Below are 25,566 nucleotides of genomic sequence, written 5' to 3'. Positions count from 1 at the left end.
CTTATCCCTTGAGCGTCTCGGCTATGGTCGCCTGATCTTCTGCCTTGAGATACGGATGCATGGGCAGAGCAAAGATACGATTACCGATTTCCTCGCAGACAGGGAAATCCCCTTCCTGATATCCCAGATTGGCAAAAGCCTTCTGAAGATGCAGCGGTTTCGGATAGTAAATAGCTGTAGGAATGGAGGCTGCACCAAGCTTACCCATAAGTTCGGTGCGATGCTCTGAATTTTTAGCCAATACAGAATATTGTGCCCAGACAGAGGTATTCCCTTCTGCAACGGCGGGCGTTGTCAAACCAGGCACAGAGGACAAAAGTTCCTCATACCGATCTGCAACCTGTTGACGTTTGACAATTTCGCCGGGGAAAATTTCGAACTTGGCAAGCAACACGGCTGCCTGCATGGCATCAAGACGGCCATTGATTCCCAAACGAACGTTTTCATACTTGTCTTCACCCATGCCATGAACACGAATGGATTGAAGCAACTTATACAGCTCCTCATTATGCGCAAACACCATTCCACCGTCACCATAGCAACCAAGCGGCTTGGCCGGGAAGAAGGAAGTGCAGGCAACATCACCCAACGAACAAACTGGCTTGCCCTTGTAAGTCGCGCCAAAAGACTGGGCCGCGTCTACAATAAGAAACAAGCCGCTGTTGTGCGCCAACGGTTCGATGAGATCATAGTCTGCAGGCTGCCCAAAGAGATCCACGGAAATAACTCCGCGAGGAGTCAGATCAGTACGATTGTCCTTGACGTCAGCAATCTTGCGACGAAGATCTTCAGGATCAATATTGTATGTCACAGGATCGACATCCACAAACACCGGAGTCGCGCCGAGAAGAGCAATGGACTCTGCAGTGGCCATGAATGTAAATGGCGTTGTGAAAACAGCATCACCCGGCCCAATTTCCAGAGCCATGAGAGCCATGACCAAAGCGTCGGTACCTGAAGCGCATCCGACTCCGAAACGAACAGAACTGAAGCTCGACAAACGAGCCTCCAAATCAGCGATTTCCGGCCCCATGATATATGCACCATGTTCCAGAACACCATCTATACCTTTCTTTACGGCGGTCTCAATTTCTTTATACTGTGATTTCAAGTCGATAAAAGGAATACTCATTTATTACTCACTTGTTGTCTTGATAGGTTCAGCCGCACTTTCTCATGAAAAGCGACTCGGAGACAAGAAATTTACGCGTTAAGACTTGGAACGATATTCGCTGGCTGCGGCAACAAATCGGATGGCCCAATCAGGCACTGCAAGGGCATGGATATGATTATACCCGGCAAGGGTTTTTTTATGCAGAAAACCGTCATACCCAACGCCTCCCCCCTGCCCCCGCAACATTTTCAAAGCAGGTCGCAAAGTTGAAGACCCGTCTGAAACACACAACGAATAGTGAAATTCATGACCTTGGACACATGTTCCGGTCGAGAAAAAGGGATTATCTTCAACGGCTTCTGCTTCAGTGTAGCCCAAGCCTTGCGGCCTGGGGCAAAAAGACGTTCCAACGGGAAAGACTCCAGCCATCGGATGGGAAGCACCATTAACCTCTAGCGAATCGCACAGCACCATGAATCCACCACATTCGGCATAAATGGGCATTCCACTTTCAGACAGGTTGTTTATATGAGCAAGAATAGTGGTGTTATCCGCTATACGTTCGGCAAAAACCTCAGGAAAACCACCGCCGAGGTACAAACCGTCAATAGTGGGCCACGGTTCGTCGGAAAGGATGCTCAACCGAACCAATTCTGCACCTGCATGTTCCAAAGCTTCGAGATTCTCCGGGTAATAAAACCAAAGGGAAGCATCTTGGACGTAACCAATGCGAACCTTTTTCTTCACGGATTCACTTTGATAAATAGGACCAGGATCCGAGCCGAAATCAGGTGCGTTTGTAGCGATATCAACTATGGTGTCAATATCGAGCAGATCTTCGGCCATATCAGCCAGCGCATCAAGAGCCTCCTGCGCAGGGACGTCATATTCCTGATCGGAAACGAGTCCCATGTGCCGCTCAGGAATAGGATTGGAAGAAATTTTTGGTAACATCCCCAAGACTGGAATATCTGTATGAGTCTCAATGGATTTTCGCAACACCGAACGATGACGTTCTCCGGCAGTTCGGTTGAGAATCACGCCAGCAAGGTTCAACCCCGGCTCGAAGTGTGTGCAGCCTTGAACTATCGCCGCCACAGTACGCGTCATTTTGGTACAATCAATCGCAAGAATAACAGGCGCATCAAGCATGCGTGCCAATTCCGCAGTCGAACAGGAACCGTGCTCGTCCATACCATCAAAGAGTCCGCGGTTCCCTTCCACTAAACTAATTTCAGAGCCGCATGATTTATGAAAGAATAAAGAACGGATCATTTCTGTTGAATGAAAAAAGGGATCAAGATTCGAACAAGGACGCCCCGCGGCCAGACTAAGCCACTGAGCATCAATGTAGTCCGGCCCCTTTTTAAAGGGAGCCACCCGTTTTCCGGCTCTTTTAAAAGCACGAGCCAAAGCCAGAGAGACAATAGTCTTCCCTGTGCCGCCGGATAAACCGGCCAGAACTATACGAGAAATGTTACTTTGCGCCATAGCAGGTTCAACTCACAATCAAGAAAAGCCTTGCCCTGCATCATAAAGATACGGGCAAGGCCTCAATTACCGAACTCGGCTAGAGTCTAGTCTTCGCCCTCGGAAGCGGCCTGTTTGCCTGCACCGGCCATACCGTACATGGTGGTGGACCCGGAGGACCAGAACACCAATTTTTCTTCCTGAATTAAAGCGGTCAGAATTTTCTTGACTGCACGGGCTTTCTCATCCGGGAAAAGCTTGGTGAAGTCATTAAAGTAGAACTTGGACTTGTTCTTGGACTTCGATTCGCAGAAAGCAAGAATTTCAGCTTTTGCGGCTTCAACGTCGAGTGCCATGATGGACTCCTTGTTATTTGAAAAGAACGGGGTACGGTCCATAAGACCGTACCCCGATGGTATTTATCCTACCACTTGAACTGAGTGGTCTGACGCCAAGTGTAGTATGCCGGATCACGGAAGTCATCGATCAGATGCTCAGTGAAGGGCAGGTCACATTTCTCGAAGAAACGTTCCCAACCGATACGATTGGCCCAGTCACCCAGACGCTCGTACTTGTTGGCTTCAGCTGCGTAAGTATCAAGAATTCTCTTGATTGTCTTGGTCAGCGTAGGCCAGCGAGGCGGCTCGTTGGGGATGAACGGAACCACGACCTTGGAGAAGGCGGGTTTCGTGATACGGTTGGAGATCTTACCACCGACCATCAGTGCGATACCGTCACCTTCGCCGTCAGACAGCGGAAGGGAGGGGCACATGGTGTAGCAGTTACCGCAGAACATGCAGCGTTCTTCTTTAATAGCAACCGTCTTGAAGGTCTTGCCATCAACTTCAACCTTGGACGGGCGGACTGCACCGGTGGGGCAGGCTGCAACGGCCAAAGGAATTTCGCACAAGTTGTCCAAGTACTCGTGATCGATAATAGGCGGTTTACGGTGAATACCGAGAATCGCGATATCGGAGCAATGAACAGCGCCGCACATGTTCAGGCAGCAAGCCATGGAGATGCGCACCGGAGCAGGCAACTTCATGTCAGTGAAGTCATCAAAGACGACGTCCATGGTAGCCTTAACGGTACCGGAAGCGTCAGTTGCCGGGGTGTGGCAATGGACCCAACCCTGAGTGTGAACAATATTGGTCACACCAGCGCCAGTTCCGCCGACCGGGAACTTCATGGAACCACCGTCGAACTTTTGGTCGTTCAAGAAGGCCTTCAGTTCTTTGGCTGCTTCTTCGGTCTCAACCTGGAATTCGAGGTTGTTACGAGTAGTGAAACGAACGAAACCACCACAGAACTTGTCAGCGATTTCACAGATTTCACGGATATGGGTAACGGTCATCAAACGAGCAGTAGCAGCACGGACGGTGTAAGTCTTAGCACCGCCCTGAGCTACGTGCAGCAAGATGCCGGACTCAAGGATCTCATGGTAGTCCCATTTACCAAAGTTTTCTTTGATAACCGGGGGCAGGTACTCGCCGAAGTGACGAGGGCCAATGTCGGAGATCCGACCTTCCATCGGTTTGTCGGGATTGTACCCGGAAGAAATAAAAGCCATATTATTTCACTCCTCTTTTTAGCGCTGGTGACGCTTACGGAAATCGTTGATATCGCGATCCCAACCACCTTCAACGTCTTCTGCTTTCCAGAAGATGTAGGGGTTGTGGCGAGGTTCCTGAACCTGACGGGCGTCAACAGGAACGCCAGCAGCCTTGACCAATGTGGCCATGCCGAGACGTTTCATGGTTTCACCAATGCGCTCACGGTTCTTGCCTTCTTCCATCCACCAATCCCAAACGTTTTCGATGAGATCTTTGATAGACTGGTAGTCATCGTCTTTGTTGACTTCCATGAAAGGCACGAGCAGGGAACCCATCTGGGGACCGTCGAGGATCGGGGCTTTTGCACCACAAAGGATGGAGCAACCACGTTCGTCACCGACTTTCAATGCACGAGGCATGGTGTTGATGCAATGCATGCAACGGACGCATTCCTTGTTGTCGATGGCCAGCTTGCCACCTTCGTAGGACATGCACTTGGACGGACACAGATCGACAACTTCTTTCTGGATGTCAAATGCGCCCCAGTCTTTACCAGCGTGGGCGCCAGCATTCGGGGGGAATTCTCCGCCAACGTACGCTGCAACGGCTTCTTGGTCGACCTTGATGTCGTCTTTCCAAGTACCGATGAAGGACAGGTCAGAACGAGCGATAGCAGCAACGCAACCGTTGGGGCACGCATCGAACTTGAACTTGAACTTGTAAGGGAATGCCGGACGATGAAGTTCATCCTGGTATTCCATGGTCAGGTGGTAGCACAGTTCCTGAGAATCGTAACATGCATACTCACAACGGGACATACCCATACAAGCAGCAGGGGTACGCAAGTTGGAACCGGAACCGCCGAGGTCGATGTCCAGATTGTGGGTCAGCTCGAAGAAAATTTCTTCCAACTGCGGAGTGGTGGTACCCAAGAACACGATGTCGCCGGTGGCGCCATGCATGTTGGTGAGACCGGAACCACGAAGTTCCCAAATGTCCATCAAGTCGCCCAGCAACTTGGTGCTGTACCATTTACCGTTGGGCTGAGCCACACGAACGGTGTGGAAGTGAGCTACGCCGGGGAACATCTCAGGCTGGTCACAGTAACGGCCAATAACGCCGCCGCCATAACCGAAAACGCCGACGATACCGCCGTGCTTCCAGTGAGTTTCACCATCGGTGTAGGACATTTCGAGCACGCCCAGCAAATCATCGGGACAGTCGACGGGGATCTGGTAGTCAAGACCCTTCTCGTTCTTGGCTCGAGATGCAGCCTCCTGTTTGATGTCGGATACGAAGCTGGGCCACGGGCCGCTTTCCAGCTGATCCAACAGAGGAGTTTTGTGTTTCGCCATTCCCTTAACCTCCATTGTTTGATTAAGATGTTGCCATCAACCATTATTGCGCTCAGGCCGGCAAGCAGTGATGGAGATCACCTGAAGCCAAAGCGCCTTTCCTACGTAACGCAAGTACCTTGAATATTGGCTTTTGCACCTATATTCACAAGGTATGCAGGGCTGACAATGTACTGAACACACCGGTTTTATGTCAACCGAAATATCCAAGTAATCATTGCCAATCCTTAATCTGCGGACCCAACGGACAGCCTGTACTCATGTTTAGATTCATCCCTCGAGCTTGCCATTGAGGCCAAGCCGGAGTATCGGTCCCATGGCACAGGTTATGGACCGCCACAACCGATACCGTAAAAGGATATTAGGAGCAACACAAACTTGCAAAAATCAAACACAAACGAAACAGGCTGCCGACGGTGCGGTGACTGCTGTAGAAATGGCGGCCCGGCACTTCATAAGGCCGATCTCCCGTTGATCCAGGACGGAACCATCGCCCTGTCCGAAATAGTCGCACTCAGGCCAGGCGAGTGGGTATACGATCAACCCAAGCAAAAAGTGGCTCCCCTTGATGCCGAGATGCTCAAGCTCAAGGGACGCGACGGCACGTGGACCTGCATTCATTTCAGCCCGGAAGGCAATACCTGTGGCATCTATGGGGCGCGCCCCATCGAATGTGAGGTACTCTTCTGCAAGGACATCGAACCACTCCGAGCCATGTATACCATAGACAGATTGACCCGCGTAGACCTGATGCCCGAAGGGCACCCCCTGCTGGAGCTCATGGCTGAACATGATAAAAGATGTGCCCCCGCCGAGATGGAACAATTGGGAAAAGCGGCTCGAGAAGGCGACCACGAAGCTGGCAAATCCCTCAAGGAAATGGTTGTCTTCGATATGGAATTACGACATTTGGTCCCGGAAAAAACCGGCATGGCATCGGAAATGAACGACTTCTTCTTTGGCAGACCCCTGCGCATCCTACTCGCAGGCATGAATATAAAGACATACGAAGCGGGCGGAACTATCCGTTTCGGTTTCAACGGTTAGGAGATATCTATGAAAGACGAACGCGGCCATTACTATACACCTTCGCTCCAGCATTCCGAAGTACGCATGTACGTACGCGCCAATAATGACGATATCGAGTTCAGACTCTATAACCCCAAGGAACCCATCATTTGGGAGAAACATAAATGGATGCCCTACTCCGCAATCGAACAGGCTGCCGCCATGTTCAGAGAACGCGGCACAGACCGTAACCCCTTGGCATTATATGACATGGACATCGCAAAAAAATTGCTTCAAGAGGGCTGATCCGGCCATTTCTCGATATACCAAATTGATTTTCAGCAGCCGCCCAGCCCACAAAGCTGGACGGCTGCTTTTTTTTCGACTCTTCAAACGGGATATTCTCCCAACGACTCTGTCCACAACGGGAACATTCCCTATTGTCATAACCGTCCAGATATGTGCTTTATACAGGACCTGATTTTCAAATTGTTTTCCCGACGTTCCCCGTCGGGAACTCCCCCGAAAGGCTCCAAACACCGCCATGGAGCCTTTCATTTTTTTTAGGCCCATAGAAAAGACCCCAGTCAGTTGACTGAGGCCTCATTTCACTCTCTGAGACGGAAGGTCAGGCCAGACTTATTCACCCGACCGACATCCCTTGTCTTAAACGGAATCAGAATCGTTCAAATCCTTCATCGGTTTCCACTCCAGCCTCAAGCATGGCCGAGGGTGTAGACGGTGCCGCAGGGGCACTCCCCAAGGACGGTTTTTGCTCATACGCGGTAACATGACTCCGCCCTGAAGAGATCGGATTATCCTTCAGCTGGAAGTAACTTACGATCTGCTGAAGCTGCATTGCCTGACTCGATAATTCTTCAGCAGTAGAAGACGTCTCCTCCGACGCAGCAGCATTCTGCTGAACCACCTGATCCAAATCCTGAATGGCAGTACTAATTTCACCAGCTCCAGTATTTTGCTCTGACGTAGCCGCAGATATTTCCTGAATCAATTCGGCTGTCTTTTGAATATCAGGGACGAGCTTTTCAAGCATCTTGCCAGCAGTATCAGCAACATCCATGCTTGAAGATGACAATTCACTAATTTCACTCGCGGCAACACCGGACCGTTCAGCCAACTTGCGAACTTCAGCAGCAACAACCGCAAACCCCTTACCGTGTTCACCAGCACGCGCCGCTTCAATGGCCGCATTCAAGGCCAACAGATTGGTCTGCCGAGCAATTTCTTCAATAATCGAAATCTTTTCGGCGATATCACTCATTGCTGCGACAGCTTGAGCAACGGCTTCACCACCAGCCTGAGCATCCTTGGCAGCCTGTTGAGCCAGCGACTCTGTTTCTTGAGCGTTGGTAGCGTTGTTATTAATACTTGAACTCATCTGTTCAACGGAACTCGACAGCCGTTCAACGCCGGTTGCCTGAGTGTTGGCCCCTTGAGCCAAGGTCTCAGCCGTTGCGGTCAACTCTTCTGATCCAGAAGCAACATTTTCACTGCCCGAATGAATATTACCAACCACTTCGTGCAGATTCTCGACCATGGAACTAAAGGCATCCCGCAAACGAGCAAGTTCGCCACTGAATTTACCAGAAAGATCGACAGACAAATCACCACGACTCACCGCTTCGGATTTTTCCACGATCACTGCAAGCGGTTGAGTCACAAGCCGACGCGTTATAAAGAAAGTCAAAAGAAGGATGACTACTAAAGAGACCACCCCCACAATCAAAAGCTGCATCTGCATGGCATCGGCTTCGATTAAGAAATCAGCACGTGTACCGGAAAGGGCAACAATCCAGCCAGTCTTTTTAACCTCACCAAACGCCATATACTTAACAGCACCTTGCCACTCGTACTCAATAAACCCGTCTTTCTTGCGGATTCCGGCCTGAATAAAATCATATTTACTCAAATCTTTAAAAATCAAATCTTTATCCGGGTGCGCCAAAATCCGTCCGGCTGTATCATAAAGAAAACAGTAACCGCTTTCACCGACCTTGATAGACAGCAAATGCTTGGCAAATCCTTCAGCCAAAACAGACATGCCAACATACCCAATGGTCCTGCCATCTTTTTTCACGGCCTTAACCAAGGCTATACGGGGTTTTTTGCTCACAGGGGAAAGGCTCAATTCCGAAATAAAAGAATCCTCTCCACTTCCTATGATCGCCTTGTAATATCCACGGCTTCTATAATTCTTCCCTCGACCGCCCGTATTTGTTGTCACCACGCTGTTGCCTTCTGCATCATGTACAAAAAGCGACTCCAGCATCGGATCATTGTTCTTGGCACTCTTCAGCCACTCCGTAGCCGGGCCCCAATCGCCTCCATCTGCAGCAGCAACCACCATTGGATTTGTTGAAGCAAGCCCTAAAAACAACATCTGGTCGGCAAGCCAAGTATCGACCAAGTCAGTTGAACTACGTGCATTCTGACTCAAAGTCTTTTCAACAATGGACAAAGTCATTTCCTTTGTCCCCAAATTAACGTTTACAAGAAAAAAAGTAACCAGAATGACCATCAGTACAGCCAAAATGGCAATCAACCTTTGCCCAATACCAATCTTACTGAGTTTCATTTGTAATCCTCCACTTGATACCCACCTCTTTATAAAAAACATAGTTCGCAATCTATTATATTTTTAGATGGTTAGATTAATCTCATGGAAAAAAACACGCCTTTTCTTCAAAACCACATGGGGCTTACCCTCAAAGATGTCATGAGCCCCCTTCGCTCTTATCCCCACAATAGCAGATAGATACGCATACTCCTTCAAAAGAAAGAGCCAACATGATTTCCACTCAAAAAGAATCTTGAAACTACATTTTTTCTAACTCACGACAAAACCCCATTCTCGAGCTCCTTTCTGCAAAGTTCTGAACTGAGACCTCTCTCGTTCAAAAAGAAACACTAAAAAAGACGCCCCAAAAGCAGCCGTAGTTACTGTTCGCAAAAAGCAAAATATTTTATGAAAATAAATTTTAACCACTCGTACAGGAATGGAAAACTAAAAATTGGAACGGGACAGATAGTATTATGACAGTATAATTGCGATAAGCATTTCCAGATGCTATAAACAGGAAGGATTCAAACGAATGAGAAAAATAAAAAACAAACCAACCGCATCATTGGGCTTGGCATTATTAACAGCCTTGCTCCTGTTTACCAATGCAGAGGCTCAACAACCATTCAAACTGGTTTGCGACATTTGGCCTCCATACCAAATTGAAACAGCAACCGGCATTTCCGGCTTTTCTGTAGAGATGGTGCAAGCCATATATACCCAAATGGGCGTTCCTACTGATAACATCCGTGCATTCCCATGGCGACGGGCCATGGAGATGATCAAACACGGCGACGCAGAAGGGCTCTTCTCAGCAAACCTTACCTCTGACAGACAAACATTCGCGTATTACCCCAGTGAAGTACTTTTTGAATCGTCCTGGGTGATATGGACAAGAAGAGGTGAAGAAATTCACTCTCTGGAGAGTTTAAAAGGAAAAACAATAGGAGTTGTGTCGGGCTATAGCTACACTAAAGAATTCTGGGACTTCATCAAAACCAACTGTATCGTAGAAAACGTCAACTCCGACAAGGCCAACTTCAAGAAACTCAGCGCGGGCAGAATCGACGCGACTGTCGCGGAATATAGCAACGGCCTCCACCTTGCAGCCACGCTCAAATACAAAAACATTACTCCCGATCAAACCATTACCGTCAAACGCGACGGCCTATACATCATCTTCAGCCGCAAAAATACCACAAAAGAATTCGTCAAGAACTTCTCCAAGACACTGATTGCGTTCAAAAAGTCAAAAGCCCACTCCAAACTCCAAAAAAAATACTTCCCGCAAGCGCCCTAACACATCGATCGACGCAAAAAAAAGGCTTTTGCAATCAAAATGTGATTACAAAAGCCTCATTTTACCTATGGTACCAAGGGGGGGACTCGAACCCCCACAGCGTTACCGCCGGCGGATTTTGAATCCCTATTTAAGGATTCACTAGAACGCACTAAAGATCATTTTTCAATATTATTTTCAAACGGTTAAGCACTCCGCCCTTCACTAGAGTTCACTGGAGCGCACCTCATTTACCACGAAATTTTGTGGTGATTTTGTGGTCATTTTGTGGTTAATTTGTGGTCACTCCAGGAGGCTAAAGTGAGTAAAAAATGGTTCAACTCAAAAAAATTTACCGGAATCAGGTGGCAACAACACCCGACGCGCAAGCACGGGATCCGTTTTGACCGCAAGTTCGGCTACCGGTTTATGTTCCAAGGCATACAATTCGAAGGTTTCCTTGGTTGGGAGACTGAAGGCTGGTCTGAGAAAGATACCTACCTTAAAAGGCAATTCTATCTTGAGAACGCCAAGAATGGGATTGGCCCCACAAGCCTCAAGGATGAAGAGCAACAATCCCGCGCCGCTGTCCTTGCCGAAAAAAGCAAGGAGACCTCGTTTGAAGACTACTTCAACAACCGATACCTCCCGGAAGCGCGTACTCGCAAAAAAGAATCGTCAATTCGGTGCGAGAAGCAGCATCTTCGAGACTGGATTTCCCCTCAACTGAGCGGGAAACCGATGCATTCCATCACTCCAGACGACATTGAGCAAATCAAACTTGCCATCCTGGACAAGGGCCGTGCACCCAGGACAGCGCAACACGTCCTGGCAGTCTTCCGGCTCGTTTGGAATCATGCCCGCAAAAGAAACGTCGTCGAGACCGACAGCCCTACTCGTGCGATTGAGATTGGCAAGATAAACAACCAACGCACCCGATTTCTGAAACCCAAAGAGGCTCAAAAGCTTCTAGATACGGTCAAGGACCTTGACGAAAAGGCTTACTCACTCACCGTGGCAGCCCTCTACACGGGGGCAAGACTTGGCGAACTAACAGGCCTCACCTGGAGCGCAATCGATCTAGAAGAAGACACCAAATCAATAACTCTTCTGCATACGAAGACCGGCAAGCCCCGCGTTTTACCTATTGCTAGTCCACTGCATCATATACTCAAAGCCACTCCTCAAGGAAATGCGGACGAATTGGTCTTTACCAACTCAAAAGGAGAAAAATGGCGTGAAGCCCCATGGGGATTCCGCCAAGCCATCAAAGATCTCAAGCTTAATGAAGGGCGAACAGACAAACGAGAGTGGATCTGCTTCCATAGCCTCCGCCACACATCTGCATCCATGATGCTCGCTGCCGGTGTAGACATCAGAACCATCCAATCGCACTTCGGCTGGTCTACCCTTGCCATGCTCCAGCGCTACACTCACGCACTGGATGAATCGAAACGAGCTGCCGTTGATTCGCTGGAGAAGGCATTGGCAACCAAGTCGGGTGGAAAAGTTATTCCTTTCAAGAAAGCGGCCAATAAATCATGCTCTTAATTACACCAGACGTACTCGCCAAGATGCTTTGCCCTGGCAAATACAAATCACTCTTGGCCGGCATGCTTCCATCTGTCCCAGGCAGAACACGAAAGGACCTCAAAAAGGGAGTATCCCCTTCAAAAAAATAATTGAGACCATCATTTCCGACCTAAGTTCAGGGAGCTCATTCAGCAAAAAAGAACTCCGCCATTACTTGAATTTTCAATCGCCGCAACCATGGAAGAACGCAATCGCAGGATTCAAAAAAGGCATGAAAAAAACACTACCCTCCTTCTTTTGATTACTCGACTGAGTTCATCGTTCAAATTGAAATCACTCCTTTCAAAGCCGCTGCAGCTAAACAACGAGGCGATTCAAGATGGATTCAGCAATTCAAGCTCAGCGGACTTCCCGAAACAGTTATGCCAGAATCATTTATAGAAACATGTTTTCAAATCCGAAAAGCTAAGCGAAGCAGCAAGAAAGGAAAAACCGTCCATATTCAAGGCGATAAAGTACTGCTACGGACAAACCTGTTCATTCTAGCGGCGCTAGAAACATCCCTTATCAAATCCGACCTTGTCCCTTCTGGCTCGAAACTCTGGAAGCAAAATAATGGCCCATTACAAGGAGTGCAAACTCATTGAACCAATGAGGGAATTGTTCGAAGTCATAATGGAAAAGCTAAAAACACCAAGCATAGCTCAGTTCGCCGAGGTGATCCCCCCTTTAACTATACCGGGCAGGGAGAAGAACATAGACAGTCAAAAACGCCAGATCCACCGACGGCTGTCTGGAAAAATCCCTCCAAATTGGGAAAACATACGCTCCATAAGCGACACCTTTTTTGGAGGCGATGATGGCCCCATGGTCTCATACGGAGTTGCACGCTTCCTTCAATCACTACTGCAAGAACTTAGAGACAACCACACCCCCACATTTTTCGAAGAGGAAAAAGATCTTGTGTCCATCTTTCAAGAACAATCGAAGTGGCAAGAATTCCACAGCAAAAGCTGTGCAAAATGGAGTAAGGCGAAGAGCAACAAAGAACTCCTCGCCTCATCATAATCAATTAAAAATTACTTCCCGCCGGGGTTAGGATTCATCTGCTTGCCCCGATTTCCTTGATTTTGATCATACTGCCGATTGGTTCCCGAGGTGCCTTTGTTGGCATTTGGCATATTAACAGAATTGTTTGAGGGGCTGATCTTATTTCTATTTTTTTTGGTCATAATTGTATTTCCTTGTTTTTGCCTGATGCACCATGCGCCTTGGCGTTAACAAGGAGACACTGCCATAGGGTGACCTTGACGAGGAGTGACAGCGAACGGCAACCTTAAAAGATATCGTCTTCATCGTACCGATGAAGCAGGTCGATGCCAGAAATATCTCCCTGACAATAATAAAGCTCAGTACCGAATATCCGAAGCACCTCCGGCTTAGATGAGACAAACGTCATATGGATGTGATTAAAAATCTTATCCGGCAACCAGACATAAAACGAAAGGCATTCATTACTTTTCTCGACGAAACCGGAAATTGGTAATTCATTCGGCCTTTCTTCCAACTTCAAATCAATTACGACATCAATACCAGCCTCGGCCTTCGTACTACTTGTGCAAGCAAGCTTTCCTGAAATCTTAAGGGATAGAAATGAAAGCAACTCGGACACGGCACGCCCTCGTTATCTTTGTGGATTGTAAGAATACAATAGCTCACCGCAAAACAAATGCGGTTCTCGAAGATCCAGCATGTACCAAGCAGATGGCATTTGGTGGGCAGCTTTTCTTTTAGCCATAGCCTCCCTCACTATCGTCGTTTAATTAAAACAAAATGGGAATAAACCATATTCCTCATATCAAAAAAACTAAATCAACAAAATAAAGACAAGAAGATAAACAAGAGCCGCCAGCACCCGCCAGCGGCTCTCTCTTCTATGAGGCTCCCACGATCAACTCTCCTTCGTCATCCGTATCCTCTTCAATTTCATCTTCCAATTTTTCCGCCTCATTTTCGTCATGCTCTACGAATCGAGTAGTCTCTTCTTCAAAAGCATACACACCAGTCACGGCCAAGATGCCGACAGCGACGCCACCGATGAATGTCCAGAAATCCTTCATGATTGTCTCCTTGATTTAGGCTTCGAATTCAATGCCGCACCGATTGCAGCGGTACTCGCAGATGATGTGACGATCGACTTGCTCGCCGACCTTGTTGCCCACTGTTGCGCCGGTAAAGAAACCGGCTAATAGTCCGGCCAAACCTCCGCTGACCGCACCGACTGCTGTCCCTATTCCTGGCACAACAGAACCAATGGCCGCGCCTGTCGCTGCGCCCGTGGATGCTCCAGCGTATCCGGCAGCAGCGCCAACGGTTCCGCCGACTGCAGTGCCGACTTTTTGGGCAGTATTGACCAATACGACGCAATCCGAGCTGTCGCAGTTCGGGCATTTGGGGATCTCATTGTCCATATTTTCCTCGTGATGATTTGTGCTTATTCGACGAGCGCACCGCGAAGCATATCGAACATGGCAGGAGCCAATTCGAACAGATCGTTGATGGTGCGACTGTGATGTGGAAGCAGTTTGGTGATGGCCTCGGACATGATACCCAGGCCGTATATTTCGACGCCGAATCGTCTGCCGTCTTCGATGGCTTCAAATGCGACGTTAAAGGAATCCGGGTCCCCGTCCGTTAGAATCAGAACGATCTTTCGAGACTCGGACAATGAATGTATTTTCTGCAATACCCACCAGAGAGATTCGCCCAAAGGCGTACAGCCAGTCGCTTGTACTGCAAAATCCGTATGCATCCGTTCGCCATGAGCCAGGATCGGGCAAACAGTCGCTCCTGTGGGATTGTCATTCCCACCATCTGTGGGTGTTCCTGCCGGAAAGGCCGTCACACCTACGTTGATGCCGTCGATGGAATCCAAAGCCGTGGCCACTGCATGACAGGCCTGCGTTGTCAGCTTGATTCGTCTCCGCATCGAGCCAGAGCAATCCAACAGAATATGGACGGCGGTATTTATGCCCGCTTTTTGTCCATCTCGCTTGAAGACACGAGAATCAGCGACCGACAATCGATGAAGCTGCCGCGCATCGAGCCGACCATGGCGACCAACTTTGCTTCGCGTCAGCACTGATGCTTGTAGCAGCCCTTGGAGTTGTGTCCGCAAGGCCGTTGATGCTCGTTTTGTTGCAGTTGCATCCTCCGGTTGAATCGGTTTGGTCGTCTTGGAGCCAAGTTGAGCCACTCGTAAAGAGTCATTCAAATCCTCGGGAGTTTCCTTGCGCAAACGATCCGCCAGAGCCTCCCCCATATCCAATGGAAGATCATCCTCCGACGCATTGACCAACCACTTCAAATCACGAATATGACAGGACGAGGGCAACTCATCAGGGGCATCGTTTTTAATCGTTCTTTCCGGTTTTATTCCCAGCTTTTTCGGACCGTTATTATCCATTTTTGCTTTTGCCATATTATTGAGGATAGCAGCGACTTCTCGTGCATACAGAATGCATTCCTGAGTCGAATCACAGTACGCATGCACTTTTTGCAGGATCCAATTCAGACGTGCAATCAGGCCGGGGTAATGAACCTCGACAAGATTACCGACGCGGTCACGCTGATCGCCCAACGACGAAACATCCCACGCACGAACTGAAAGCAATAGCCAGTTCAGGATAGCCATGGCCGGATCAGTAGTCTGCTCGGTTTCTTTGCCGAAGAGATGCTGAATGAGCCAGTTGAAGTTCTGTCTGCATCCGGGGAACAACCGCGCCAGCCGGTGCTCAACGCGCCAATCCTCAAACGTATTCCAGACGTACTTTTCAAGCGGAGTGAGATTTGCCAGCACAAGCCAATCAAACCGTGTTTCGCGGATATGCGCCGATTCATGATCCGCATATCCACGCGCTAGCCCGATGAGTGTTTCGTCACAATCCAGAGGAAGCGCAGGCAGATGAATAGTATTGCCATCCGTATATGCTCCGGTTCCTCCAATCTCGATTTTCACCCCGTACTTTTGCCCAAGTACGCTTGCCACCATTGGCAGTGATTTCATGATAAGATTATTTGTCATGCCAACCTCACCACAAACCGTGGCTGTCGATTTGATGCTGAGGTACCGGCTCTGGGACAAACTCAGTGACAACGGGCTCTTCCGCCGACAAAAGCGGAATTGTGTCCGCGACCAGACCGGCCAAGATGTCGTTGGTGTCGTTGCCATCAAGAATCTTTTGTCCATGAGCAACGAGCGTCGCCGGATCGCGAAGCAACGAAACCACGCCCTGAAGCATGATCAATGCGCTGCCATGGATGTAACCACGGGCAGGCATGCGATTGAAAGCCGTCTCCAGCAGATCCACCACCGGCACAACGCGAGGCTCAACAAAACTCAGGCCGCTCAACTTTTTGTGAAGGGAGCGTAAAGGAGACAAAGCCTTGTGCGTCACCTGATCCTTGCCCTCGAAGCAACGATGCCAGGTATCGGTTGCAGCTTTGGCGACCTCACCGAAAAGAGTGCCACCAAGGTCATTGATTTCCTCCTGCAAACCTTGATGCACGGCGTCTTCTGTCGGCGGCAGAAGTTTGAACAACTGCCATTTAAAACCAATGCGACTGCGCACGTAATCCGCACTGACAGTGGAACTTCCTATCAAGCGCTCCCATCCGGGGTGCTGTGTAATCCAATCTCGCACGGCTTCATCGTAGCGGTTGAGAAACTGTTCTTTCGCATTCAGAAAATCGTCGCGAATTGAGATCAGTTCAGTCACGATGTCATCTGCCTGATCTTCAGGAATAGCCCAGCCGCCAATGAAACGAACGCCGGTCCTATCGAGCAGATTTACAGCACGAGCCTTCAAGGTTCCGAAGATACGCAACTCCTGCGGGTTGCAGATTTTCTTACTACCAAGCGAAGCAAGTTCTTCAGGTGGCAATTCAGCGCCTCCAAAATCAGAAGGCGTCAACTTCTTGCGGGCAGTCCAAATATTTACATCCAGATTCAGGGCCATCAAATGGTCAAGCACAGTAATGTCAGTATGGGTATTCATGATTACTCCTTGTTTTCTTGTGGGAAGATGCGCTGCGCCAACTCATGCAGCACAGTCCGAGTCTCCGGGCTAGCCCGGTATCCAAGCGCACGATCAAGCGCATAGGCCACGGGCTGAATGCCCTGCCTTGCAAGTGGTTGAAATCGGACAGTCAAATCTGCCCAACGAATGAGGGTACGAGTGGAAAAGGTTACTTCAATGGTGTCGCGGTAGTTGCCGTCAGCTTCGCCCATGAAGAGCTTGCGGACCTCATTGGCAAATTCCACCATCTTAGTACGGATCTCTTTGGGAAGTTTTCCGGCTTTTCTATGTAGCAACTTCCGTTCGTCCTTGGGACTTGGATAGCCGACCTCGCACAGCCAGAAACGGTCCATAAAAGCGAGGTTCTGCCGAAGAGTTCCCTGATACAAGCCGGTTTCGTCTGCCCCACCATTGGTGTTGGCCGTTGCCGCAAATCGAAACAAAGGATGAGGCTTGATGACTTCGCCGCCATTCTCGGGGATGCACAACGGATCACCGTCCAGAACACCATTCAGGCCAGCAGCAGTCGCAGGATCAAGCAGATCAATTTCGTTGAGCAGGAAGAGTCCACCGAACTTCATGGCCAATGCCAGCGGGCCGTATTGGAATGACATATTGGAATCTTCCACGGTCAGATGACCGACCATGTCCGGGAACTCCAGCCGCCCATGTCCAGTAACATCGAACACCGGATAATTAAGTTTGGCCGCGAGCTGTTTGATGAGGCTGGTCTTTCCCGATCCTGCAGGTCCAAAGACGTACAACGGGTCAGACGAATCCATGAACCAGACAACCGCGTCACGGCTCGAATCGTGGAACAGGTATTCCGGGTTAGATTCCGGGGTGAACGAGGAGGGGGCTTCGAAGCCACGCACAGTCCGTTTCGATTTCCTGCCGCTAAAGATTTCACCTGCATCAAGTTCCGCAGGTTGCAGTTTTTTCAGTTCCTTGATGATTTCACTCATGGTTTTTCTCCTTTGAAAACAAAAAAACCAGAAGTGGGTTCACTTTGTTGGACCACTGAGCAGCGTTTTTAAGGTGGACAGTTTAACTGGCTACGCTGCTTGGCGGGGCCATCCCAGAGGGGGTACCCCCTCTGGGATGGGGCTCGCTTGATATATCTCCATCGGCTTGCGTCCGTCAAAGGTCTTATGAGGACGCCGGTTGTTGTAGAAGTTAAACCACCAGGCCAAAGCACTCCGCAGATCACTTCCTGTCTCCAATTCCCGCAAATATACACATTCGTACTTCAAAGATTTCCAAAGTCGTTCGATCATAACGTTGTCCATCCAACGCCCCCGGCCATCCATTGAGATACGGATACCTGCATCCCTCAGAGTCTTTGTGAATTCATAACTGGTAAACTGACTCCCCTGGTCCGTGTTGAAGATTTCAGGGACGCCATAACGGTTAATCGCGTCCTCCAAGGCTGCAACACAAAAGTCAGCGTCCATCGTATTCGATAAACGCCACGACAAGACTGCACGGCTATGCCAATCCATGATTGCCACGAGATACAAGAAGCCTCGCTTCATCGGGATGTACGTTATGTCGGTACACCAAACTTGATTCGGCTTTGTGATTTTCATGTTGCGTAACAAATATGGATACGTCTTGTGCTGCGGATGCGGCTGACTCGTCTGTGGCTTTTGGTAGATTGCCATCAATCCCATTTTACGCATAAGCCGTCTGACTCGACCACGGCCAACCCAATGCCCTTCATCCCGCAGGATGTTGCGCATTTGTCGAGAGCCGAAAAATGGCAATTCCATGAACAACTCGTCGATACGTTTCATCAGCTCCAAGTTGTACGGAGACTCGCCGATTGGCTGATAGTAGTATGTTGAGCGTTGCAGCTTGAAAATTCTGCACTGTCGACGAACGCTGAGCTTTGGATGCTCTTTGTCGACGACTTCACGCCTTCGCTCGCAGCTCAGATTTTGGCGAAGGCTTGTTGCAAAAAATCCTTCTCGATCAGAAGTTGGCCGATTTTGGCATGAAGCTCTTTGATATGCGCTTCGTCATTGTGTTGGTTCTTCTTGGCTTTGCCGGAAAAGCCAGCAACGATCTGATCTTTGGCCTGCTTCTTCCACTGGGATATCTGATTCGTGTGGACGCCATACTTGCTGGCTAACTCGGAAAGAGTGTGTTCGCCAGACAGGGCGTCGAGAGCGACACGGGCTTTAAATTCAGCAGTAAATCTTCTTCTTTTATTGGACATTGGAAAGCCTCCTTTAGGCATCTTACGTCCACCTTAAACTGTGGTCCAGTTTCTTAGATCCACTTCTAAAGACAGGCATATGGTTATCGGGATAAAGAGTTTTTCAAGCTCAGAATCATGGGCATTCATGAATCCAAGTACGCTTTAACCGGATGAACCATTTATTGAGCCAGTGCATCCAGATACTTGAATGCGACTTTTCTGCCTTGAAGAGAGTAGTGATTCTGATCTTTCAACATGCTCTCAACTCCACCATTTTCCTCAATCATATTTCTGATATATAGCATGCACCGTGTTACAGGAATCCTGGTTACTCGAACGTTTTTTGCACAATGGCAACGAATCAAATCAGAGATATGGACACGTTGATCAGATATGCCCCAACCGCCCTCTTTCAGTTCGATGAAAGGATTGTGAGGTACATAGATAAAATTAACAGCCTCACCTACTGCAGAGGATAGAATTGAGTCTATAACAACTTGCTCAAACTCATTCAGTAATTCTAGAAACTCTTCGTCAGTAGAATATCCACCCACGTGGTTGAATGGAGAATTTCTAATGAGGTCAAGATTGGTCATATGTCCCCATAAAATCCTACCCTCGACAGGAACTTTAATATAACGAATAGTGGGAAGCTCTACGACAACATTAAGCGTTCCGAAATGGCAACTATTATTAAGTCCCACTGTGCCACTATTAACGGAATCCCCTACTCTTAGAGTTGAGTGGGCGCCATAGTGGTTCTGCTGTTCATAGCGTACAAACAACTCCTTATGCTCGCTAGGAATTGAGCTATGCCCAAACAAATGCTTAATTTTTTGGATATGCTCCTGAATATAGTGGGTAAACCACAGATCCTTTTTATTCAAAATGATCTTATCACCAACTCCATATGCGATTGTATTTACAACTCGACAGGAGCCAAGAACTAGATATCTTTTAACCATATTAACTATCCCTTAAAATTATTAATCATACTTGGAGCTGACACTGATTCCGATCTGACTTATAATAGTGTGAGACCTCTGCACATTCCCTCAACAAGCACTCTTTTGTTGCTCGGAGTTCATTTTAGCCATTGATGGCAGGGTGTCATTGAGCTGTAAAGAGCCCGTATAATAGGTCCATCCCATTACCTCTTTAGTCACTTCCTCATTGCTGTCCGGTTAAGAGACATACGACAATAGACCGTAATTATTGTTGATGTCGTCACAGGCTTTGTCGGGTGGCTTGAAAAGCTCCACCAGTTCGCGGCGATCAAAAACGTTAATCTGAAGCAGTTGAAACATTTGCTGGAGACTGAAGTCAATGCCGGAGCGGAATTTAAGCCACGCCAAGATCAAGTAGGCGATCATGGCCACATAAATTTGGCTCATAACGGCGTTTTCGGAAGTTCCGACAAAAGATTTAAGTCGTAGATTCTGCTTGATCAGCCGGAAGAAGATTTCAATCTGCCAGCGCTCTTTGTAGATATCAGCGATGGTCTTGGCTGAAAGGCGGAAATGGTTGGTCAGAAACACGTAATGTTTGCGGGTTTCTGGATCCCGATAGCCAAAACGGCGAAGCCGGAGCTCCTCACCTCGACTGGAAACGCTGATAACATGGTCGGCGATCACTCCGGTGCTTTTGCGGACTGGCTGACGCTTGATGACCTTGTATACGGTGTTGGTCTTCAGTCTGATAACAAAAAAACAAACCGGAGGCCCCAAGTGTCTGGAACCAGGAATACTTGATGTACGCCTTGTCGAAGACGGCGATAGAACCCTTGGGTAGCTTGAGCATTTTGGTTATCCAAGAATCGTGTAACCGTGCCTTGCTGATACGTATAAATGCTGGCAGATAGCCGTCATGGTCGAGGACTGTGTGCAACTTGACGCCGCCTCGTTTGGCCCGAAATGAAGCCCAAGGAAACGCGGATAGGCAGAGTTTAATGGTTGAAGAATCAATGCTATACAGCTTGTTCTTGAACCTGAATTTGTGACCTGGAACCGCAGACGAGCAACGCTGGTAAAGCTTGCCGAAGATCGCTTGAAAGAAATCGGCCGGTTGCTTCGAGTTGGCGTCCGAAAAGATAGATCTGGCTACAGACCTGATGCCCAAATGGTAAAACTGGCGGGTATTCGCCTCCAGATTTCGGATGCCGCCCCGCATGCTTCTGCGTCCGGCCAAGTGAATGAAAAGAAGGCAGGCGAATTGGTTCCAGCGAAAAAACACCCGGGAACAACGCCCCGTACCGTGTTTACGGGCCAAAGCTTCGAACTCCGAGCGAGGAATCAGAGATAGCACTTGATGAAGGATCGTGTTAAAATTCGACATGTCCGAAATCTCCTTTGTGTGCAGCGATTTAGACACTAACTGCATACCATAAATCGAGGAGAATTCGGATATTTTCTTTTCAAAAGGCTGTCAAACATGTCCATCGACTGGCCTTCGCCTGAAAAACAGCACTCATGCGGGAATCCACGGGCACCAACGGTTCTTAGCCGGACAGCAATGTCACTTCCTACCAGATTTACTTAAATTTGATAACAACGATGGCATCAATAATTTCAACACATCCTTTCATAGGCCATGTAGGCATCTCTTCAATTTTTTTACTTTGGACAAACGAGGCATCACGAGTCCGGCCAAAAAACCGATGTTCCCCCAGGGTATTTATAAAGTATATTACCCGGTAGACATTCCCTCTATCCCATTCAAAAAATGACGCACCAATAGTTTCCCTGCGAAATCGAATGGGCATTTCCGCTCTCTCCAGGTAGCCAACCATTACTATTGGTATTTTTTCACCTTTTTTGAAAATGGATAAATCTTTGCTATCGATCCGTTCTAACAGACGAATGGCAACAGCATTATCAGACTGCCAGCTTAAGATATTTGAATAGGTAAACTGGTTATTCACGACTGAAAAACGAACAGCACAAACAACAATCAAAATACTTAAAAGTAAACGCCATACAGGCCACTTGATTAATAATGAAAAATAAAGAAAACCTGTCAATACGAGGGGAAATGCCAACATGGATCTTACGGGCATACGGCCGGCATTCATTAGATGCAGCAGAAAGGGTAAAAATATGAGAGAAATGGATATAAGAAACGCGGCTAATTTCGCCCACCATTTTTGATTAGAGATTAAGTTCACCACATTGAATGAAAGCAGACAGGCTAAGAAAGTATATTTAAGGGAACTTAGCTCATAACCAAATACCTCAGGTTTTCCCAAGTAATATCTTTTTGCATCCAAAACAATTAAACTAATACTTTTTGAAAAATATTCAGAAGTAAACTGAAATTGTACAAAGCCTCCTATGTATCCATTTATCTCAATACCAAAAATATACAGAAAAAATTGATTCAGTACATAATAACATAGAAGTGCCATGAAAATCCAAACTATAAACTTCACTATCCCTGTAAGGATACGCTTAAAGTCAAATGCCGGTTCACCGATTAAGAGGCCTATAATATGCAACGCGTAAAGTGATAAAAGTACCGGCAAAAAAGCCTGATAAATAGAAATGGCAAATGCGGCTAGGAGCACTGAAATACATTGAAGCAATCTGTTCTTATGAACTAGGCAGTAAATGCCCAGAGAACAGGCCAAAAAGCCTATGCCTATACCATGCACAAGGGAACTAAAACTTAAACTGTAGTATAAGGTCGAGCATGCAATGAAAATGGGTGCACACAGATAATCTGCATTCGTTCTTTGCACCGCCAGAAGTCTGACAACTACCGTATACGATAGTGCCATACAAATCAGAGACAGAAACAGAGGAGAGAATGGGATAACGGGATTTGGGTTAAACATATAAGACAATATATGCATTCCCCACCGGGCTTGCTGAAGCCAGCCTTTATGAGAACCTGCCTGGCGTACGCTAGCCCAATTTTCATCATCGATTGTTAACGTAAAATTGAACAACTCGTAAGTATATGACAATAAAACAACCGCAAGCAAGTAAACAAACCAACTTCTATTTGCTTCAAACCACTGCCGTGAAGAATCAATATATCTTTCAACACTCAAAGTCTCACCACCATATAAAAAATAACCTAATACTATTTACGTAATACCGAACGCATTAACAAAAAATTCGTAACCGTTGTAACACTCATCACTAAAAATATTGCAATATGTGAATTAATACCTGTCTGTACGGTTAATTTAATTAAAAACAATCCTAAAAAAAATACACTCATATAAACTAAAGCGACTAAAAAATATTGCTTTTTATTTGTTGTTGCGCCTGGAAACACCTTAGCAGGGTAAACGCATAACAAGAAAATGAAGCCGATACACCAGCTTAAAGCATAGGCCGGCTGGGCTGAAATAAAAAAAAGAAATAACTGATAAATAGCTAACGTTAAAATGGTGTTAAGTCCTCCTGCAAGCAAAAAACGAATACCGTCCTTTAAAAATAACGGTAAGCCTTGTATACTGCAGATTTTATCTGCCGACATATTCTTTAAATTCAACATAGTCCCGAATATAATCCTTGCCATCATAAGCATGTGAAGCAAATACGCACAGTACCGCATCTTTGGAAAATTTATATTGTACACCCCAAGTTCCAGCAGGCATATACAACCCCTTAGAGGGACTATCAAGCCGCACTTCTACTCTATTCTTTCCATCATCGATAACCACGCTTAAAGACCCGCTCACGGCTATCAAAAACTGAGAGCACTCTTTGTGTGCATGCTCTCCCCGCACCTTATCATTAGGAACATCATGCACAAAGAATGTTCTTTCCGGCTTAAACGGCATATCCTTTTGACTCTCGACAGCCATCAAACTTCCACGCATATCATTAAACGCAGGTAATGGCCAAATCTCACAATCGTTGATAGGCAACACAATTTTTTCATTTAGGGGATTATTTCCTAAAACAGTAGAGGAATCAGCCTCAAAACCAATCGCCCTACTACCAACATTGTAGCTAATAATTTTCGCTGGATTTCCGACAACTACTGCATTTGCAGGTACATCCTTCGTAACAACAGCCCCCGCTCCCACCATCGCATTAACACCAATCGTAATACCCGGCAGTATAGTGGCGTTTGCTCCTAAAGAAGCACCTTGGGAAATATTAGTACGGGCAAACTCTTCCGGAATAGCTTTGGAGCGTGGGAATTTGTCATTCGAAAAGGTAACATTCGGGCCAATAAACACATCACTGGCCACTTTTACACCATCCCATAACTGAACACCGCATTTTACTGTTACACGATCACCCAGCACCACGTCGTTTTCAATAAAAACGCCATCGCATATATTGCATTCTTCACCTATAATAGCACCACACAATATATGAGCAAAAGCCCAGACCATTGAGCCTTCACCTATTTTATCAGTTTCGCAGAGAGCCTTTTCATGAATGAAAACCTCTTTTGTCATCTATAATGCCTTCATTTTTTTAAAGTTATGTTTTACTTCAACTGACCGAACCAAACTTATGGGCCTTTTCTTAGTGTTTTCAAACGTACGCCATAAGTAGCAACCGATTACTCCTTGAATAGTTATGATCAAGGACCCTAAAAACAATATTAGTAGTACTATCGCAGTATATCCCTGCACAGCAATTAAGCCTGCGAACTTGGCAACAATAGTGACTATTCCAACTGTTGTTGTTACCGTAAGACTACCTAAACCCAGCCAAAGAACGAGCATTATAGGTAAATCCGTATAAGAAAAAACACTGTCAATCATATAGCGTATACGCTTGCCAAGCCCCCAGGCACTGGTGCCATGCTGACGTTCTTGGCGTACGTAAGACACAAACTCACGCCGATACCCCAACCAAAATAACTGGGCAATTAGTGAACTGTTAGGTTCTTCAATTTTTAATAAGCTTTTTTTAATTTCTTCAGTACAGGCAAAAATATCAACCCCGCCCTTAGGTAGATCAGGCTCGATCACTTTTTTATAAAACCACCAATATACATTTGATAACAATTTTTTTAGAATAGGATCATTTCTATCAATACGCCGACCAAAAACTAAGTCTGCCTCATCAGCTTCTAAAATCTTAAAGAAGTCTTCAATTAAATGAGGTGGTTCCTGTAAGTCAGCGGCCATCACTGCAATATATTTTCCCTCTGCGTGCTCGATACCCGTGCGAATAGCCACAAAAGAACCGAAATTTCGACTATGGGAAACCGTTTTATAATTAAATCCATCCGCCAACTCTAAGATACGGTTGAGAGAGTTGTCAGGCGAGCCATCTATAACAAAAACAACTTCAAAACTCTCACCGTAAGCTCGCGCCATCTTCTGTAAGGCAAGAACTAAATGTGGAATGTTTTCTTCATTTCCATAAACAGGAATAACCAGTGAATGACTAATCAATAAATTTCCGTTTTTCATT

The 25,566-nt window shown here is 47.2% G+C and carries 26 protein-coding genes; 5 read left to right on the top strand and 21 right to left on the bottom strand.

The window, feature by feature from the left end; all coding sequences use genetic code 11:
- Window position 1: 1 nt before the first annotated feature.
- From SYK_RS14475 to dsrA, 5 genes are all read right to left on the bottom strand, one after another.
- Complete coding sequence (locus tag SYK_RS14475) at window positions 2-1,132, bottom strand: DegT/DnrJ/EryC1/StrS family aminotransferase (RefSeq protein ID WP_281760981.1); 1,131 nt, start codon at window positions 1,130-1,132, stop codon at window positions 2-4.
- Window positions 1,133-1,210: 78 nt separating this feature from the next.
- The gene (locus SYK_RS14470) at window positions 1,211-2,605 is read right to left on the bottom strand and encodes a cobyrinic acid a,c-diamide synthase CobB (protein WP_281760980.1); all 1,395 of its coding nucleotides are present in this window, start codon (window positions 2,603-2,605) and stop codon (window positions 1,211-1,213) included.
- 86 nt (window positions 2,606-2,691) lie between these two features.
- A complete protein-coding gene (locus SYK_RS14465; RefSeq protein ID WP_281760979.1) occupies window positions 2,692-2,940 on the bottom strand; it encodes a dissimilatory sulfite reductase D family protein in 249 nt (82 codons plus the stop codon).
- Between the two features lie 68 nt (window positions 2,941-3,008).
- Window positions 3,009-4,154: a dissimilatory-type sulfite reductase subunit beta gene (gene dsrB, locus SYK_RS14460; RefSeq protein ID WP_281760978.1), complete on the bottom strand. Its 1,146-nt coding sequence runs from the start codon at window positions 4,152-4,154 to the stop codon at window positions 3,009-3,011.
- An 18-nt stretch (window positions 4,155-4,172) separates the two neighbouring features.
- On the bottom strand, window positions 4,173-5,492 hold the full coding sequence (dsrA, locus tag SYK_RS14455; RefSeq protein WP_281760977.1) for a dissimilatory-type sulfite reductase subunit alpha: 1,320 nt from the start codon (window positions 5,490-5,492) through the stop codon (window positions 4,173-4,175).
- Between the two features lie 378 nt (window positions 5,493-5,870).
- Between dsrA and SYK_RS14450 the strand changes: the two genes are divergently transcribed.
- Window positions 5,871-6,539 carry a YkgJ family cysteine cluster protein gene (locus tag SYK_RS14450; protein WP_281760976.1) on the top strand — a complete coding sequence of 223 codons (669 nt, stop codon included), beginning with the start codon at window positions 5,871-5,873 and terminating at the stop codon, window positions 6,537-6,539.
- A 9-nt stretch (window positions 6,540-6,548) separates the two neighbouring features.
- Window positions 6,549-6,806: a hypothetical protein gene (locus SYK_RS14445; RefSeq protein WP_281760975.1), complete on the top strand. Its 258-nt coding sequence runs from the start codon at window positions 6,549-6,551 to the stop codon at window positions 6,804-6,806.
- Between the two features lie 370 nt (window positions 6,807-7,176).
- Here SYK_RS14445 and SYK_RS14440 read toward each other — a convergent pair whose 3' ends face one another.
- Window positions 7,177-9,096, bottom strand: coding sequence for a methyl-accepting chemotaxis protein (locus SYK_RS14440; RefSeq protein WP_281760974.1), 1,920 nt, complete (start codon window positions 9,094-9,096; stop codon window positions 7,177-7,179).
- 517 nt (window positions 9,097-9,613) lie between these two features.
- Between SYK_RS14440 and SYK_RS14435 the strand changes: the two genes are divergently transcribed.
- The 3 genes from SYK_RS14435 (at window position 9,614) to SYK_RS14425 (ending at window position 12,961) form a co-directional block, all read left to right on the top strand.
- Window positions 9,614-10,381 carry a substrate-binding periplasmic protein gene (locus tag SYK_RS14435; RefSeq protein ID WP_281760973.1) on the top strand — a complete coding sequence of 256 codons (768 nt, stop codon included), beginning with the start codon at window positions 9,614-9,616 and terminating at the stop codon, window positions 10,379-10,381.
- Between the two features lie 300 nt (window positions 10,382-10,681).
- On the top strand, window positions 10,682-11,911 hold the full coding sequence (locus SYK_RS14430; protein ID WP_281760972.1) for a tyrosine-type recombinase/integrase: 1,230 nt from the start codon (window positions 10,682-10,684) through the stop codon (window positions 11,909-11,911).
- Between the two features lie 597 nt (window positions 11,912-12,508).
- Complete coding sequence (locus SYK_RS14425) at window positions 12,509-12,961, top strand: hypothetical protein (protein WP_281760971.1); 453 nt, start codon at window positions 12,509-12,511, stop codon at window positions 12,959-12,961.
- 11 nt (window positions 12,962-12,972) lie between these two features.
- Here the strand turns inward: SYK_RS14425 and SYK_RS14420 are convergent, their stop codons facing one another.
- The 15 genes from SYK_RS14420 to SYK_RS14350 all read right to left on the bottom strand — a co-directional run bounded on the left by SYK_RS14420 (window position 12,973) and on the right by SYK_RS14350 (window position 25,565).
- The gene (locus SYK_RS14420; protein WP_281760970.1) at window positions 12,973-13,125 is read right to left on the bottom strand and encodes a hypothetical protein; all 153 of its coding nucleotides are present in this window, start codon (window positions 13,123-13,125) and stop codon (window positions 12,973-12,975) included.
- Between the two features lie 104 nt (window positions 13,126-13,229).
- Window positions 13,230-13,565, bottom strand: coding sequence for a hypothetical protein (locus SYK_RS14415; protein ID WP_281760969.1), 336 nt, complete (start codon window positions 13,563-13,565; stop codon window positions 13,230-13,232).
- 262 nt (window positions 13,566-13,827) lie between these two features.
- Complete coding sequence (locus SYK_RS14410) at window positions 13,828-14,013, bottom strand: hypothetical protein (RefSeq protein WP_281760968.1); 186 nt, start codon at window positions 14,011-14,013, stop codon at window positions 13,828-13,830.
- Window positions 14,014-14,028: 15 nt separating this feature from the next.
- A complete protein-coding gene (locus tag SYK_RS14405) occupies window positions 14,029-14,364 on the bottom strand; it encodes a hypothetical protein (protein WP_281760967.1) in 336 nt (111 codons plus the stop codon).
- A 23-nt stretch (window positions 14,365-14,387) separates the two neighbouring features.
- A complete protein-coding gene (locus SYK_RS14400) occupies window positions 14,388-15,977 on the bottom strand; it encodes a cobaltochelatase CobT-related protein (RefSeq protein WP_281760966.1) in 1,590 nt (529 codons plus the stop codon).
- A 7-nt stretch (window positions 15,978-15,984) separates the two neighbouring features.
- Entirely contained in the window at window positions 15,985-16,950 is a 966-nt protein-coding gene (locus SYK_RS14395) for a DUF3150 domain-containing protein (RefSeq protein WP_281760965.1), read from the bottom strand.
- Between the two features lie 2 nt (window positions 16,951-16,952).
- Window positions 16,953-17,936 (bottom strand): AAA family ATPase, encoded by a 984-nt coding sequence (locus SYK_RS14390; protein ID WP_281760964.1) that lies wholly within the window; start codon window positions 17,934-17,936, stop codon window positions 16,953-16,955.
- A 90-nt stretch (window positions 17,937-18,026) separates the two neighbouring features.
- A protein-coding gene (locus tag SYK_RS14385) for an IS3 family transposase (RefSeq protein WP_281760963.1) occupies window positions 18,027-19,192 on the bottom strand; the annotation gives its coding sequence in 2 pieces (ribosomal slippage) (window positions 18,027-18,914 and window positions 18,917-19,192; 1,164 coding nt in all).
- 161 nt (window positions 19,193-19,353) lie between these two features.
- On the bottom strand, window positions 19,354-20,139 hold the full coding sequence (locus SYK_RS14380) for a hypothetical protein (RefSeq protein ID WP_281760962.1): 786 nt from the start codon (window positions 20,137-20,139) through the stop codon (window positions 19,354-19,356).
- Between the two features lie 219 nt (window positions 20,140-20,358).
- Window positions 20,359-20,841 carry a transposase gene (locus tag SYK_RS14375; RefSeq protein WP_281763278.1) on the bottom strand — a complete coding sequence of 161 codons (483 nt, stop codon included), beginning with the start codon at window positions 20,839-20,841 and terminating at the stop codon, window positions 20,359-20,361.
- On the bottom strand, window positions 20,768-21,508 hold the full coding sequence (locus SYK_RS14370; protein ID WP_281760961.1) for an IS4 family transposase: 741 nt from the start codon (window positions 21,506-21,508) through the stop codon (window positions 20,768-20,770). The genes SYK_RS14375 and SYK_RS14370 overlap by 74 nt, the downstream gene beginning before the upstream one ends.
- 196 nt (window positions 21,509-21,704) lie before the next feature.
- Window positions 21,705-23,225: a glucosyltransferase domain-containing protein gene (locus tag SYK_RS14365; protein WP_281760960.1), complete on the bottom strand. Its 1,521-nt coding sequence runs from the start codon at window positions 23,223-23,225 to the stop codon at window positions 21,705-21,707.
- 32 nt (window positions 23,226-23,257) lie between these two features.
- Entirely contained in the window at window positions 23,258-23,659 is a 402-nt protein-coding gene (locus SYK_RS14360) for a GtrA family protein (protein WP_281760959.1), read from the bottom strand.
- Window positions 23,646-24,596 carry a WxcM-like domain-containing protein gene (locus SYK_RS14355; RefSeq protein ID WP_281760958.1) on the bottom strand — a complete coding sequence of 317 codons (951 nt, stop codon included), beginning with the start codon at window positions 24,594-24,596 and terminating at the stop codon, window positions 23,646-23,648. Before SYK_RS14355 ends, SYK_RS14360 begins: the two co-directional genes overlap by 14 nt.
- Complete coding sequence (locus SYK_RS14350) at window positions 24,597-25,565, bottom strand: glycosyltransferase family 2 protein (RefSeq protein WP_281760957.1); 969 nt, start codon at window positions 25,563-25,565, stop codon at window positions 24,597-24,599.
- Window position 25,566 lies beyond the last annotated feature (1 nt).

It is taken from the genome of Pseudodesulfovibrio nedwellii (genome assembly GCF_027923765.1).
GTDB classification, from domain to species: domain Bacteria; phylum Desulfobacterota; class Desulfovibrionia; order Desulfovibrionales; family Desulfovibrionaceae; genus Pseudodesulfovibrio; species Pseudodesulfovibrio nedwellii.
Note: the sequence above shows the minus strand (reverse complement) of the source record. Positions and strands in the feature narration are given on the sequence as shown.

Coding starts and splice junctions, on each gene's coding strand:
- SYK_RS14380 (WP_281760962.1), bottom strand. CDS start 20,139: ATGGTTAAAAGATATCTAGTTCTTGGCTCCTGTCGAGTTGTAAATACA.
- SYK_RS14370 (WP_281760961.1), bottom strand. CDS start 21,508: ATGTCGAATTTTAACACGATCCTTCATCAAGTGCTATCTCTGATTCCT.
- SYK_RS14400 (WP_281760966.1), bottom strand. CDS start 15,977: ATGACAAATAATCTTATCATGAAATCACTGCCAATGGTGGCAAGCGTA.
- SYK_RS14360 (WP_281760959.1), bottom strand. CDS start 23,659: ATGTCGGCAGATAAAATCTGCAGTATACAAGGCTTACCGTTATTTTTA.
- SYK_RS14470 (WP_281760980.1), bottom strand. CDS start 2,605: ATGGCGCAAAGTAACATTTCTCGTATAGTTCTGGCCGGTTTATCCGGC.
- SYK_RS14465 (WP_281760979.1), bottom strand. CDS start 2,940: ATGGCACTCGACGTTGAAGCCGCAAAAGCTGAAATTCTTGCTTTCTGC.
- SYK_RS14395 (WP_281760965.1), bottom strand. CDS start 16,950: ATGAATACCCATACTGACATTACTGTGCTTGACCATTTGATGGCCCTG.
- SYK_RS14475 (WP_281760981.1), bottom strand. CDS start 1,132: ATGAGTATTCCTTTTATCGACTTGAAATCACAGTATAAAGAAATTGAG.
- SYK_RS14350 (WP_281760957.1), bottom strand. CDS start 25,565: ATGAAAAACGGAAATTTATTGATTAGTCATTCACTGGTTATTCCTGTT.
- dsrA (WP_281760977.1), bottom strand. CDS start 5,492: ATGGCGAAACACAAAACTCCTCTGTTGGATCAGCTGGAAAGCGGCCCG.
- SYK_RS14445 (WP_281760975.1), top strand. CDS start 6,549: ATGAAAGACGAACGCGGCCATTACTATACACCTTCGCTCCAGCATTCC.
- SYK_RS14440 (WP_281760974.1), bottom strand. CDS start 9,096: ATGAAACTCAGTAAGATTGGTATTGGGCAAAGGTTGATTGCCATTTTG.
- SYK_RS14355 (WP_281760958.1), bottom strand. CDS start 24,596: ATGACAAAAGAGGTTTTCATTCATGAAAAGGCTCTCTGCGAAACTGAT.
- SYK_RS14410 (WP_281760968.1), bottom strand. CDS start 14,013: ATGAAGGATTTCTGGACATTCATCGGTGGCGTCGCTGTCGGCATCTTG.
- SYK_RS14390 (WP_281760964.1), bottom strand. CDS start 17,936: ATGAGTGAAATCATCAAGGAACTGAAAAAACTGCAACCTGCGGAACTT.
- dsrB (WP_281760978.1), bottom strand. CDS start 4,154: ATGGCTTTTATTTCTTCCGGGTACAATCCCGACAAACCGATGGAAGGT.
- SYK_RS14425 (WP_281760971.1), top strand. CDS start 12,509: ATGGCCCATTACAAGGAGTGCAAACTCATTGAACCAATGAGGGAATTG.
- SYK_RS14435 (WP_281760973.1), top strand. CDS start 9,614: ATGAGAAAAATAAAAAACAAACCAACCGCATCATTGGGCTTGGCATTA.
- SYK_RS14405 (WP_281760967.1), bottom strand. CDS start 14,364: ATGGACAATGAGATCCCCAAATGCCCGAACTGCGACAGCTCGGATTGC.
- SYK_RS14420 (WP_281760970.1), bottom strand. CDS start 13,125: ATGACCAAAAAAAATAGAAATAAGATCAGCCCCTCAAACAATTCTGTT.